The following is a 12879-nucleotide window of genomic DNA, read 5'->3' on the forward strand; positions in this document are numbered from 1 at the left end:
GACGCGGATGCTGGCAGCTCTATCTCGCGCAAGCCGCATGGTGTGGGTGTCTCGCCGCTTCGCGTGCTGCATGTCTCCAGCGGCAACCTCTACGGCGGCGTCGAGACGTTGCTGCGCACGCTGGCGCTCGCGAGCGCGGACCGGGCGGGCGGCGCGGTGCATGCGTTCGCGCTCTGTTTCGAGGGACGCATCGCGGAGGAGCTTCGCGCGGCGGGCGCGCCGCTGACGTTGCTGGGACCGGCGAAGGTGAGCCGTCCCTGGCGGGTCTGGGAGGCTCGACGCTCGCTGATGGCGCTGCTCCAGCGGGAGGCGTTCGACGCGGTGGTGTGTCACGCGGCGTGGCCTCAAGCCATCTTCGGGCCGGTGGTGCGCACGGCCGGTGTCCCGCTGATCTTCTTCCAGCACGACGCACTGTCGGGCTCGCACTGGGTGGAGCGGTGGGCTCGCGTCACCTCTCCGGACCTGGCGCTGTGCAACAGCCGCTACACCGCGAGCACGCTTCCGAGCGTGTATCCGCGCACGCAGTGGCGAGTGCTCCATCCTCCCGTTCAAGACGGTGGCCCGGGCCTCATGGCTTCCGAGCGCACGTCGCTCCGCGGCGAGCTGGGCGCGGACGCGGCGGACGTCGTCATCGTTCATGCCAGCCGCATGCAGGAGTGGAAGGGGCAGCGGCTGCTCCTCGAAGCGCTGGGCCGGCTGCGCCAGGTGCCTCGCTGGAAGGCGTGGTTCGCTGGTGGTGCGCAGCGCCCGGAAGAGATTGCCTACGAAGCGGGCTTGAAGGCCCAGGCCTTGGCCCTGGGCCTGGGGGACCGCGTGCGGTTCCTGGGACAGCGCTCGGATGTGCCTCGCTTGCTGCGCGCGGCGGAGGTGCACTGTCAGCCCAACACCGGGCCGGAGCCGTTTGGCCTGGCGTTCGTGGAGGCGCTCTACGCCGGGCTTCCCGTGGTCACCACCGCGTTGGGTGGACCGCTGGAGATCGTCGATGCGTCCTGCGGCGTGCTCGTGCCTCCGAAGCCGGAGGCCCTGGCCCAGGCGCTGCGCGGACTCATCGAAGATGAAGCGGCCCGACGGAAGCTGGGCAGTGGCGGCCCCGCTCGCGCGAAGGCGCTGAGCGCGCCGGATGCCTTCTTGTCGGCGCTGGAGGACTCGGTGCGCTCCGTGGCCCGGGAGCGTGTTTCGTGAAGGAGGCCCGCTCCGCATCCACTTCGCGCCCCCAGCTCCAGGGGCCCGGTGTGCTGCATCGGCGTTACGTGCGCCGCGCGCCCCAACCCTCGACAACGCAGGCTGCGCCGACTCCGGCGGCGGCGTCTCCGGGGCTGCTCGGTTCGGGTCACGTGGTGGTGGCGTTCATCGTCCTGCTCTTCATCTGCCAGCTCGCGCTGCTGATGGAGGCGCTGGCGCCAGCGCGCGTGGTGTTCCGCATCCTGTCGTTTGGCACGAGCCTGGCGCTGCTGGTGCTGGTGAAGGGGCCGCGCCTCAAGCATCCGGCGATGCCCTTCCTGCTCGCCTCGGCGGGGCTCACCGCGCTGAACTTCTTCCACCCCGGCACCAACACCCCGCTGGCGGCGGCCGCGCAACTGGGCATCCAGATCTCCGTGTTCGCGCCGCTCTTCTGGGCGAGCCGCCTGCGCATCGACGCGAAGATGTTCGGACGCGTCGTCCTGCTGCTCTTCCTGTTCAACATGGCGAGCGCCTCGTTGGGCATCCTGCAGGTGACCTTCCCCGGCCGCTTCCAGCCCGCCCTGTCCGCCATGGTTGAAAGCCAGGGCGAGGGCTACGTGCGCAGCCTCCAGTTCGAGACCGCGAGCGGCGCGCGCGTGTTCCGCCCCATGGGGCTGACGGACGTCCCGGGCGGAGCCGCCACTGGCGCCTTCTATTCCGTGCTGCTGGGCGGCGCGTTCCTGCTCAGCCGTCAGGGCATGTCCCGGAAGGTGCTGGGCGCGGCGGGCATCGGCATCGGGCTCATCTGTCTCTACCTGGGGCAGGTGCGCGTCGCGGCGGTGACGCTGATCGTCTGCATGGCGGCCATGGCGCTGGTGCTCACCGTGAGCGGCCGGTGGGTGCGGCTCGTGGCATTGGCCGCGGTCGTGGGTGGCTTCGCCGTGGTGGCCTTCGGCTGGGCCGTCGCGGTCGGCGGCGACGCGGTGCTCTCGCGCTGGAGCACGCTCACGGCCTCCGACCCCTCGCAGGTGTATCAATCCAACCGCGGCCGCTTCCTCGACGAGACCTTCGACCAGGTGCTCCCGGAGTTCCCCCTGGGCGCGGGCCTGGGCCGCTATGGCATGGCCAACGCCTACTTCGGCGACAACCTCGACCGCGAGAGTCCTCCGCTGTGGGCCGAAATCCAGTGGACGGCGTGGGCGTACGACGGAGGATGGCTGGGGCTTGTCTGCTATCCGCTCGCGCTGCTGGTGACGTTGGGGTGGGGCTTCCAGGTGGCGCGGCGCCGCGATGACTCGGTGGGCGAGTTCTGGCTCTGGGGCAGCCTGCTCTTCGCGTATGACCTGGGCGCGCTCGCGCAGACCTTCAGCTACCAGTTCTTCATGAGCCAGATGGGCATGGAGTTCTGGCTGCTCAACGCGGCCTTCTTCAGTGCGTACTGGAACCGGAATGCGGCCCTACACCCTCATCGCCGGTGACTTCGTCTCCACCGGAGGCATGGACCGCGCGAACCTCGCGCTGGCGGACTGGCTCGCGCGCCAGGGTGGCCCCGTGCGGCTGGTGGCGCACCGGGTGGAGGATTCGCTCCTGCGCTACCCCAACGTGCACTTCGTCCGCGTGCCCAAGCCCGCGAACGCGTACCTGCTGGGCGAGCCGTTGCTCGACGCCGTGGGCCGCTACTGGGCCGCGCGCACGCTGGCTCAAGGTGGCCAGGTGGTGGCCAACGGTGGCAACTGCGAGGTGCCCGCCGCCAACTGGGTCCACTACGTCCACGCCGCGCACGCGCCCGAAACCGTCGGCAGTCCGCTGCGCACGCTGAAGGGCCACCTGAGCCACCGGATGCACCTGCGTAGCGAGCAACGCGCGTTGCGCCGGGCTCGGATCATCCTGGCGAACTCGGAGCGCACGCGGCAGGACCTGCTGGCCGCCACGGGCGTGGAGGCATCCCGCGTCCATGTCGTGTACCTGGGCGGTGATCCGACGCGCTTCCCGTCCACGACGCCGGTGCTCCGTCGTGAGGCGCGGGCGTTGCTGGGCTGGCCTCAAGAGCGGCGGGTGGCGCTGTTCGTGGGCGCGCTGGGGGATCGGCGCAAGGGCTTCGACACGCTCTTCCATGCGTGGGCGCGGCTGTGCGCGCGACGTGAGTGGGACGTGGACCTGTGCGTCGTGGGGGCGGGCTCGCAGCGGGAATCATGGGAGCGCGCGGCGCGTGAACAGGGCCTGGGCGAGCGGATCCGCTTCCTGGGCTTCCGCGACGACGTGCCCAAGCTGCTGGCCGCCGCCGACCTGCTGGTGTCCCCCACGCGCTACGAGTCCTATGGCCTGGGCGTGCACGAAGCGCTGTGCGTGGGCATCCCCGCGCTGGTGAGCCGCTCGGCGGGCGTGGCGGAGCGCTTCCCGTCGTTGCTTCAGGGACTTCTGCTGGATGACCCCGAGGACTCGGGCGAGCTGGTGCGGCGCCTGGAGGAGTGGCGGGCCCGGGGCGGGGACTGGATGCCCGCAGTGGCCGCGCTGTCGTCGGAGCTGCGGGCCTGGACGTGGGACGCGATGGCGGCGGCGGTGGTGGCTCGGCTGGAGGCGTGAAGCTTCAGGCTTTGCGCTCGAGCACCTGCTCGAAGAAGTCGAGGTGCGCCTTCGCGACCACCGGCCAGGCGAAGCGGGACACGGCCCGCTCGCGGCCTCGCGCGGACAACTCCTGGCGTTGCGCGGGACTCTCCAGCAGTTCCTCTAGCGCGGTGATCCAGGCACCGCCGTACGACTCCGGCAGGATGCGCCCGGCATCGCCCACGGTGTGCGGAATCTCTCCGGAGTCGCTGGCGAACACGGGCACGCCACACGCGAAGGCCTCCGCGAGCATGCGGCCGAACTGCTCCTTCCACGCGGGCGTCGTCTGGCTGGGCGCACAGAGCACATCCATGGCGTTGAGCGCGCGAGGCACCTCCGCGTGCTTCACACCGGTGACGATACGCACGCGGTCTCCGTGGCGCGCGGCCCATGCGCGCAGGTCCGCCTCCATGGGGCCTCCGCCGACGAAGAGGGCTCGCCAGGGCGTGGTCGTCCTGTTGAGCGCATCCATCAGGAGCCGCAGGCCCTTCTCCGGCACGAAGCGGCCCAGGTAGCCCACCACGGGCGGCCCTTCGGACGTCCAGCCCAGGCGCTCGCGGAAGGCGCGGCCCGCCTCTGGATCCGGACGGAAGTGCTCCACGTCCACGCCCACGGGGATGAAGCGCGAGGGGCGCTGCTCATAGCCGGGCCGGGCGAGGAGGTTGTCGTGCACCGTCTGGCCCCAGGCGATCCACCCCGCGGCCCGGCGCAGGACGAAGCGCTCGGCCTGCGCGAAGGGCGGGGGATAGCGCTTGGCCAGGTTCTGGAACGTGCAGAAGACGAGCGGCACGTGGGCGGGCGTCATCAGCGCAACCTCCAGGCAGGAGAGCACGTAGGGCTCCTCCCACAAGTGCACCAGGTCCGCGCCTCGCGACAGGTGCGCGTGCACCTCCGGTCCGTAGACGAAGCCGTGCAGCGAGCGGCTGAAGTACGCAGGCACGCCCTCCAGGTTCACGGCCTCGTGAGGGTCGCGCTGGAGCACCAGCGGGCTCAGGTCCCCGTGAAAGGACTTCGGCGCCACGGCGGTGACGTCCCAGCGACCGGCGCCCACGCGGGCCATCTCGTTGGCCAGCCGCCGGTTGAGGGTGACGACGTAGGAGTGCGAGACGGTGACGAGCTTCCGGGGACGCATCATGAATGCCCTCGCGCGGGGACGAGGCTCCGGTACACGGCGAGGATGTCCCGGGCGTAACGCTCACGGGAGAAGCGGCGCACGGCGGTGTCGCGGGCCGCGCGGGCCAGGGTGTCTCGCAAGGCTTCATCCTCCAGCAGCCGGCGCAGGGCCGCCGCGAGTGTGTTCGCGTCGCCGGGTTCGATGGCCAGCACGTCCTCGCCATCCCGCAGCGCTTCGGCCGCGCCGCTCGACTTCGAGATGACGGCGGCCCGGCCGCAGGCGAGCGCCTCCGCGATGGTGAGGCCGAAGGGTTCGCGGCGGGTGCTCGCGTGCACGAAGACGTCCAGGGCCCGGTAGACGCGGGCGGGCTCGGGCTGGAAGGGCACGAAGCCCACGCGGCCCGTGAGGCCGTGTCGCTCCACCTGTTCGCGCAGCTCCGCGTCGGTGAACTGCGAGCCGGCCGTGCGGTAGAGCGGCGCGCCCACGAGGTAGAAGCGCACGGGCAGGGCCGGTGCCTGACGCGTCAGCAGGGCCGCGGCCTCCAGGAAGATGTCGTGTCCCTTCCAACGCGCGTACGTGGCCACGAGCCCCACGCGCAGCGTGCCCGGAGGCGCGGGCGGCAGACCGGCCAGTGCATCCAGGTGCGCGCCGTCACCCGCGGCCGGAGAGAACCGCTCCACGTCCACGCCGTTGGGCACGACATGCACGGGCACCTTCCCGAGCACCGTACGCGCGTCGTCGCCCACGGCCTGCGAGTTCGCGATGGCGGCCGAGGCCAGCGGATGCAGTCCGGAGAGCGCGCGCCGCACGAGCGGTCGCTCACCGAGGAAGTCGTGCACGTGCCACACGCGCGGAACCGGCAGTCCGGTGGTGGCCGTGCTCAGCAGGTGGGTCTTGATGCCATTGGAGTGCAGCAGGTCCGGCGCCGCGTCACGCACCGCGCGCCGCAGGTCGAGGCCGTAGCGGGTCAGCAGCAGGGGCGTCGGGGCAATCTCACGCGCGAAGCGAAAGAGACCCGCGCGACCCTGTTCCCGCAGACCGCTGTCCCCGAGCGCGGACAGACGGTCGGGCAGGGCGAGCACCTGGGTCTCCACGCCGAGCCCTCGGGCTGTTTCCACGAGAGGCCCGTCCGTGCCCGCGATGAGGTGCAGCGACAGGGAAGGGTCCTGGGTGCGCAGGCACGCGAGGAGATCCACGAGCGCGCGCTCGGCACCGCCCAGGATTCCCACGGGATTGAGGAACAGGATCCGCACGCGGACGCGACCGAATCAGACCCGCCCGGGGCGGTCAAGGCGATGCAGATACGCGTCCAACACGGTGCGCGCATGGGCGCTCCACGTGAAGCGCGCGGCCCGTGCACGCCGCGTCTCCGCTGATGGCGCGGGCACACGGCCCGTGAGCAGGGCATCCACCGTCTCCGACCATGCGGCCACGTCGCCCACCGGGCAGTACGTGCAGGCGTCGGCGCCCACTTCGCGCAGCACCGGCAGGTCGCTGGTCACCACGGGCACACCACACGCCAGCGCTTCGATGACGGGCAGGCCGAAGCCTTCCGCGTCGCTGGGCACCAGCACCGCGCGGGCACGCCGGTACAGTCCCGCGAGCGTGGCCCGCTCCTGCCGGGGAGGTTGCAGCAGCGCGTCCTTCAAGCCGAGCCGCGCCACCTGTGCCTGTTGAGCCGCGTCCAGTTCGCCGCCCTGCTGCACCAGCATGAGGTCCGGATGCCGGGCTCGCAGCGCCGCGAAGGTGTCGAACAGCACGTCCAGCCGCTTGCGGCGGATGGCGCTGCCCACGTGCAGCAGGTACGGCCGGCCCTTCAGCTGTGCGAGCACGGCCTCGCTGGCGTCTCCGGGAACGGGGTCCAGCCGGTACTCCGGGGAGACTCCGTAGGGCGCCCACACCAATCGCTCGGGAGGCACCACGCCGTGCGCGAGCAGTTCGTCGCGGACCTGTTGCGTGCTGTGGAAGACGATGGCCGCGCGCTCCATGCCTTTGAGCGTGGCCCTCGCCATCAGGCGGAACCACGTGGGGCGCGGTTCGCGGTGGGGCTCCAGGACGGAGCGGAACGCGTCCAGGTCATGGCAGAAGACGCCGGTGCGCTCCGCGGGCAGCGCGTGGACGAGCTGCGCGTAGGTGTGGTCCACGACGTGGAACGCATCGTGGCCGACTCGCTCACGCAGCAATCGCGCGGGATAGAGGCCGAAGCGGGTGAGCAGCCGGTCCGCGTTGAAGGCGGCCTTGCGGCTGCCCACGCGGGGCAGGGCGCGCACGGCGTGGGGAATGGATGGGCGCACGCGGGTGACGTCGACCTCGGCGGGGAACGCAGCCAGTCCCTCCACGAGGGCTTCGCCCACCAGGTCCATGCTGGGCCAGCCCTCCTCGCGTGGATCCATCAAGACCTTCAACTTCAAGGTGCTCACGCGGTGACTCCGCGACGCAGCAGGTGCGCCACCGTGTGCTCCAGCGCGAAGTGCTCACGGTATACGCGCGCCGCGCGCTCACCCACGGCCCGGCGCTCCTCCTCGTGCTCCAACAGGTGCTCCGCGAGCGCCAGCAGCGCGGCGGGTGACGCATCATCCGCGAGCGCCACCGGCCGCAGTTCGCGCCACAGCGGTTCGCTCAGGTGCCCGGTGTTGGTGACGATGGGCAGGCCCAGTCCCAGGCCGCCCATCGCGCTGCTTCGCCGGGCGCTGACGCCGTCGGGATACGGCTGCACCAGCAGCTCCGACGCGCGCAGGTGCACGGCCACGGCCTCCGGTGCCAGTCCGTCCCTCGCATGAAGTCGGCGGGCCAGCGCGGGATGCTTCCGTCCCAGGGCCTCGCACCAGCCCTGACTGCCCCGGCCCAGCAGCAGCGCCTGCCGCCGCTCGTCCCGCTGCAACAACGGCACGAGCACGGCCTCCAGCGGGCCCGCGATGGCTCCGCCATACGTCCCGAAGTGCGCCACCGTGGGGCCGCCGAGCGCATCCCGCACCGCGCGCACTTCGTCCGCGGGCACGTCCAGGGGCAGGGGACTGGGAATGGGACACCACCGGGCCTGGGACCGCAGTGGCTCCGGCAGGTGCTCCGCCCAGGTGGGGATGGACACGTAGGCGCGCTCCACGCCGAACGCCAGCGTGCGCAGCATCACCCGCGTGACTCCCGCGAGCACCTGATGCTTCCACGGTGCGCCCCGACTCCACGGGTACACCGCCTCATGGAGGAACAGCTCGCGTTCGTCCCGCCGCCTCGCCGCGAACCAGGCGCAGAACGGCACGTTCATCGCCTTCAATCCGAACGCGTGCGGCACGTACTGGAGGAACAGCCGCCGGGGCCCTGGCAGCGCATCCAGCTCTCGCGTCAGGCGCACCAGACCCGGCGGCGTGAAGAGGCCGGGCCACCGGTGCACGGTCACGCCCTGATCATCCGTGACGCTCTCGGCCCCAGGCGTCCAGACGTGCACCGTCTCCCCCGCCTTCAAGAGCGCGTGGGCGATGCTCCGCGAATGGTCGGAGACGCCACCGGGGGCCGGCGGATACTCCCCCGTCAACAGATGCCACGCGCGGCTCACGGAGGCGCCCGCCTCGCGCGCAGGTGCTGGACCAGGGCGCGCAGCTCTCCCAGCAACGACAGGCCGCGCCGCGTGGCTTCACGCGCGAGCACCAGCGCGGTCAGCAGCCCCGCCGCCACCAGCGCCTGCACCAGCAGCCCGTCCTGTCCCATCGCGAGCCGCGAACAGCCCACCGCGAGCGCGAGCAGTGCGCCCACCGTGAGGAACGGCTCCATGACCTCGAACTCGAGCCGCGACAGGTGCGGGTTGCGGCGGGACACCAGCCTCGCCGTGAACCACAGCTCCGTGAGCGTCACGGCCGTCGCGCTCACGCCGACACCCACGATGCCCCAGTGCATCACCGCCAGCACTCCCAGGCCGAAGCGCAGCAGGCTCCCGGTGATGGCCACGTACATCCGCTCCCGCGCGTGACCGCTGGCGTTCTGCTGAGAGGCCAGCAGGCCCTGCACCGCCAGCATCGACGCCTCGATGGTGAACCACTGCACCAGCGTGGACGCGAGGCTCCAGCGCTCACCGAAGACCACCGGGATGAAGGGCGGCAGCGCGATGACGCCGAACGGGATGGCCAGGCACAGGACCGCGCTCACGCGCCGGATGGACGTGCGCAGGTAGTCCGCCAGCGCGGCCGAGTCCTCCTGCATGCGGCTGTACGCCGGATACGCGACGCGCGTGAGGACGCTGCTCACCGCCAGCGGCACGGAGGCCAGCGCGGTCGCCCAGTTCACCAGGCCCACTCCGTCCTTGCCCTCCATGCGCCCCACCACGAGCGGAATCCATCCCTGGAGCGCCGCGGGGATGATGCCCGTGAGCTGGAACCAGATGCCGAAGGACAAGAGCCGCTTGACGATGTCCCAGCGGAACGTGCCCTGGGGCCTCCATCCCGCCGCTGCCCAGAACAGCACCATGCCCACCGCGCCCCGCACCAGCCCGCCGCCAATGAGCGACCACGCCCCGAAGTGCATCGAGGCCAGCAGGATGCTGCCCGCCGTCTGCGCCACGCTCTCGATGAGTTCGATGCGCGCGAGCGTCGGGAAGCGCAGCTGCCGCTCCAGCATCATGACGGGGACGACGCGCAGCGAGTGGAAGAACAGGCCAATCGCCATCGTGCCCACCATGGCTGCGCCCGAAGGCCCCAGCTCGTAGGTGCTCGACAGCCACGGCGCGAGCACCACGATGGCGCCCACGATGCAGATGGTGAACGCCTGGTGGCTCCAGAAGGCGGAGGTGATTTCGTCCTGCGTGGGTTCGTGCTGCTGGCGCACCAGCGAGGCGCTGAGCCCCAGGTCCCCCAGGAACGCGCCCATCGCGGAGGTGAAGGCGACGATGGCGAACACGCCATAGTCCCCGGGGAACAGCAGACGCGACAGGGTGAGCGAGCTCACCACGCGCAAGCCCAGCGAGCCGACCGTCCGCAGGAGCAGGGCGATGATGGAGCGCTGCGCGCGGACCTTCACGTCCGACATGCCCAGGGGCGGAGCGTCAGGGGCGTCCGGCGCGGAAGGGGAACGGCTGCTCATGGGGGAAACGGGGCGCTCCACGAAAGGAACTCCGACGGAGCCTATATGCGCCCCCGCCTCCGGCGAACAGGGGCACGAGGAGGCTGGGCGTTCCCGTGCCCCGGAGGGAGGGCCCGCATGCAGCCCCGTGGAGCGGGCGGGCGGACACGGGCGTGCCCGGCACGGCGGCCCTGGCCGCGACCGCGCTGCGCAGATTGTGCCGCGAGCGGCCGACGGTGCCGCGAGTCACGGGGGCATCACATGGCCGACGCGTCAGCGAAGAACGGGCACCGCACGGGGAACGGGGCGCGCAACGGCAAGGCCCGCGTCTGGGGAGGCATCGACCTGGGTGGCACGAAAATCGAGGCCGTCATCGTGGACGCGCGCGGCGACGTGCTGGGCCGGGCCCGCCACGTGACCCCCGCGACGGGCGGCCCGGGCGAGGTGGTGAAGGAGATCTACAGCACCCTGGGCGAGGCCGCGCATGCCGTGGGCGTCGAGCCCGCGAAGCTCGTGGGCGTGGGCGTGGGCGTGCCGGGCTCGGTGGACGCGAACAACGGCACGCTCTCGCACACGGCCAACGTGGCGGGCGGCTGGGACGCGCCGTATCCGCTGGCGTCGGACCTGGGCGACCTGGTGGGCGGCCGCAAGGTGATGCTGGGCAATGACGTCCAGGTGGCGGTCGCGGCCGAGTACAAGCTGGGCGCGGGCCGCGGCCACCGCTCCGTGCTGGGCGTGTGGTGGGGCACGGGCGTGGGCGGGGGCCTGGTGCTCAACGGCGTGCCGTGGCGCGGGCAGGGCTCCGCCGGCGAGATTGGCCACATGGTGGTGAAGCCCAACGGCGCGCGCTGTGGCTGCGGCCGGCGCGGCTGCCTGGAGGCCTACGCGGGGCGCGCGTGCATGGAGAGCAAGGCGCGCTCGGCGGCGAGGAAGGGGGAAAAAACCATCCTCTTCGACATCATGCGCGACAAGAATCGCACGCGCCTGTCCAGCAGTGTCTGGGCGAGCGCGCTGAAGCAGAAGGATCCGCTGGCGACGCGGCTCATCGAGCGGGCCATCGACATGCTGGGCGTGGCCATCGCCTCTGTCATCAACCTGCTGGACCTGGAGGCCGTCGTCATCGGAGGCGGGCTGGGGTCCCGGTTGGGCCCCATGTACATGGGCCACATCCAGGACGCGATGCACCCGCACCTGTTCATCACGGAGCGCAAGCCCGTGATGCGCATCGCCGAACTGGGGGACCTGTCCGGCGCCATCGGCGCGGCGCTGCTCGCGGGCCCGCGGATGTGAGGACTCACCTGGCCCGACATCACCACCCGTCCTCTCCCGATGCGTTTGACACAGAAGTCCTGCGAATCAGGGCTGACAGCAGGTAGGCAGGCGAGTCGTGACACCCCTGCGACGCCAGGACGTTGACGCGCTGCTTCGGTGGCCGTCACGATGCGGGTGGACTCTCCTCTCGCATGGTCACCTTCTTCGTCGCCTTCCTCGTGTCGCTCCTCGTGGCGTTGGTGCTCACGTGGCGCGTGCGTGAGCGTGCGCTGGCGTGGGGCTGGTTGGATCAGGCGAACTCCAGCCGCAAGGTGCACGTGCGGCCCGTCCCTCGGCTGGGCGGCATTGGCATCGTGGGGGGCTTCTTCGCGCCGCTGTGCGCGCTGTTCATCGTGGACTCGGGCGTGGGGGACCAGTTCGTCTCGCAGACGTCGCTCATCATCGGGCTCTTCGTGGGCGGCGCCATCATCGCGGCGCTGGGCTTCTACGACGACCTCAAGGGCGCGGGCGCGAAGCTGAAGTTCTCCGTGCAGTTCGCGGTGGCGCTGGGCCTTTACGCGCTGGGCTTCCGCATCGAGGTGCTGGCCAACCCCTTCGGCGCGGAGCTGACGCTGGGGCTCTTGAGCCTGCCGCTGACGGTGCTGTGGGTGGTGGGCGTCATCAACGCGCTCAACCTCATCGACGGGTTGGATGGGCTGGCGGGCGGTGTCGCGTTCTTCGGCGTGGGCACCCACTTCCTGCTCGCGCTGATGCGCGGGGACGTGCTGCTGTGCCTGCTGATGGTTTCGCTCGCGGGCGCCATCCTCGGGTTCCTGGTGTTCAACTTCAACCCGGCCTCCATCTTCATGGGGGACACGGGCAGCATGTTCCTGGGCTTCGTGCTCGCGGCGGTGTCCATCAAGACGTCGTCGAAGAGCGGCACCGCGGTGGCGCTGCTCGTGCCGGTGATGGCGCTGGGCCTGCCCATCATGGACACGCTGCTGGCCATGGTGCGCCGCTCGCTGCTGGGCAGACCCATGTTCAGCGCGGACAAGGAGCACATCCACCACCGGCTGATGAGCCGCCTGCTGTTGTCCCACCGCACCACCGTGCTGGTGCTCTACGCGTTGTGCACGCTGTTCATGCTCACCGCCCTGGGGCTCAGCTTCGCCAACAGCATCCAGAGCGCGCTGCTGCTCAGCGGCATCGGCGTGGTCATCATGGTGTTGATGCGCAAGCTGGGTTACCTGGACGTGCGCCACATGGACGCCGTCCATCAGACGCGCCAGCGCAACCTGGAGCTGCGCTCGCTGGTGCGCTCCGTCACCGCGGCGGTGCGCGCGGCCGGTTCGTTCCAGGAGGTGTGGAACGCCGTCCGTCCGCTGTCCCAGGGGCTGAGCCTGTCCTCGCTGGAGCTGCGCCTGCGCCGCCCGCACGAGGGCGTGAACGCGGGCGTCGTCTTCGAGTCCCAGCACCCGGACGCTGGCGCCGAGGCCGCGCTGGAGGTCCGCCTGGACGTGAAGGAGGAGGAGTCCCTGCTCGGCGCGCTGCGCCTGGTCTGGCGTGACGGCCGGGCCGCCATCGACCGGGACGAGGAGCTGGCGCTGGAGGTGGTCGCGGACGCGGTGGCCGAACGCGTGGGGCAGCTGGTGGCGCTGGAGGCCGCGGAGCCCGAGCGCATCATCGCGCTCCGACGGTGAGCC

General features: G+C 71.2%; 10 protein-coding genes. 5 read left to right on the forward strand and 5 right to left on the reverse strand.

All coding sequences use genetic code 11. The features are described 5' to 3' along the window. Positions 1 to 42 precede the first annotated feature (42 nt). From D7Y04_RS04555 to D7Y04_RS04565, 3 genes are read left to right on the forward strand one after another with little or no spacing between them, the layout of a single operon-like run. Positions 43 to 1182, forward strand: a complete 1140-nt coding sequence (locus D7Y04_RS04555) for a glycosyltransferase family 4 protein (RefSeq protein WP_121758439.1) — start codon at positions 43 to 45, stop codon at positions 1180 to 1182. Further along, positions 1179 to 2639 carry an O-antigen ligase gene (locus D7Y04_RS04560; RefSeq protein WP_121758440.1) on the forward strand — a complete coding sequence of 487 codons (1461 nt, stop codon included), beginning with the start codon at positions 1179 to 1181 and terminating at the stop codon, positions 2637 to 2639. The genes D7Y04_RS04555 and D7Y04_RS04560 overlap by 4 nt, the downstream gene beginning before the upstream one ends. A gap of 19 nt (positions 2640 to 2658) precedes the next feature. Beyond that, a complete protein-coding gene (locus D7Y04_RS04565; RefSeq protein ID WP_121759275.1) occupies positions 2659 to 3744 on the forward strand; it encodes a glycosyltransferase in 1086 nt (361 codons plus the stop codon). Positions 3745 to 3748: 4 nt separating this feature from the next. On the opposite strand, the gene D7Y04_RS04570 is transcribed toward D7Y04_RS04565, so the two are convergent. From D7Y04_RS04570 to D7Y04_RS04590, 5 genes are read right to left on the reverse strand one after another with little or no spacing between them, the layout of a single operon-like run. Beyond that, positions 3749 to 4900, reverse strand: a complete 1152-nt coding sequence (locus D7Y04_RS04570; protein ID WP_121758441.1) for a glycosyltransferase family 4 protein — start codon at positions 4898 to 4900, stop codon at positions 3749 to 3751. Beyond that, positions 4897 to 6132: a glycosyltransferase family 4 protein gene (locus D7Y04_RS04575; protein WP_121758442.1), complete on the reverse strand. Its 1236-nt coding sequence runs from the start codon at positions 6130 to 6132 to the stop codon at positions 4897 to 4899. Before D7Y04_RS04575 ends, D7Y04_RS04570 begins: the two co-directional genes overlap by 4 nt. A 15-nt stretch (positions 6133 to 6147) precedes the next feature. Further along, positions 6148 to 7272, reverse strand: a complete 1125-nt coding sequence (locus tag D7Y04_RS04580; protein ID WP_121759276.1) for a glycosyltransferase — start codon at positions 7270 to 7272, stop codon at positions 6148 to 6150. A gap of 23 nt (positions 7273 to 7295) precedes the next feature. Then, positions 7296 to 8429 carry a glycosyltransferase gene (locus D7Y04_RS04585; RefSeq protein WP_121758443.1) on the reverse strand — a complete coding sequence of 378 codons (1134 nt, stop codon included), beginning with the start codon at positions 8427 to 8429 and terminating at the stop codon, positions 7296 to 7298. Beyond that, complete coding sequence (locus D7Y04_RS04590; protein ID WP_121758444.1) at positions 8426 to 9946, reverse strand: oligosaccharide flippase family protein; 1521 nt, start codon at positions 9944 to 9946, stop codon at positions 8426 to 8428. Before D7Y04_RS04590 ends, D7Y04_RS04585 begins: the two co-directional genes overlap by 4 nt. A 240-nt stretch (positions 9947 to 10186) precedes the next feature. Between D7Y04_RS04590 and D7Y04_RS04595 the strand changes: the two genes are divergently transcribed. Together D7Y04_RS04595 and D7Y04_RS04600 are read left to right on the forward strand one after the other, a co-directional pair. Further along, the gene (locus D7Y04_RS04595) at positions 10187 to 11215 is read left to right on the forward strand and encodes an ROK family protein (RefSeq protein ID WP_121758445.1); all 1029 of its coding nucleotides are present in this window, start codon (positions 10187 to 10189) and stop codon (positions 11213 to 11215) included. Positions 11216 to 11388: 173 nt separating this feature from the next. Further along, a complete protein-coding gene (locus D7Y04_RS04600; RefSeq protein WP_121758446.1) occupies positions 11389 to 12876 on the forward strand; it encodes an MraY family glycosyltransferase in 1488 nt (495 codons plus the stop codon). The last annotated feature ends 3 nt before the right edge of the window (positions 12877 to 12879 follow it).

Origin of the sequence: Corallococcus sp. AB038B (genome assembly GCF_003668955.1) — a bacterium.
Lineage (GTDB): Bacteria > Myxococcota > Myxococcia > Myxococcales > Myxococcaceae > Corallococcus > Corallococcus exiguus.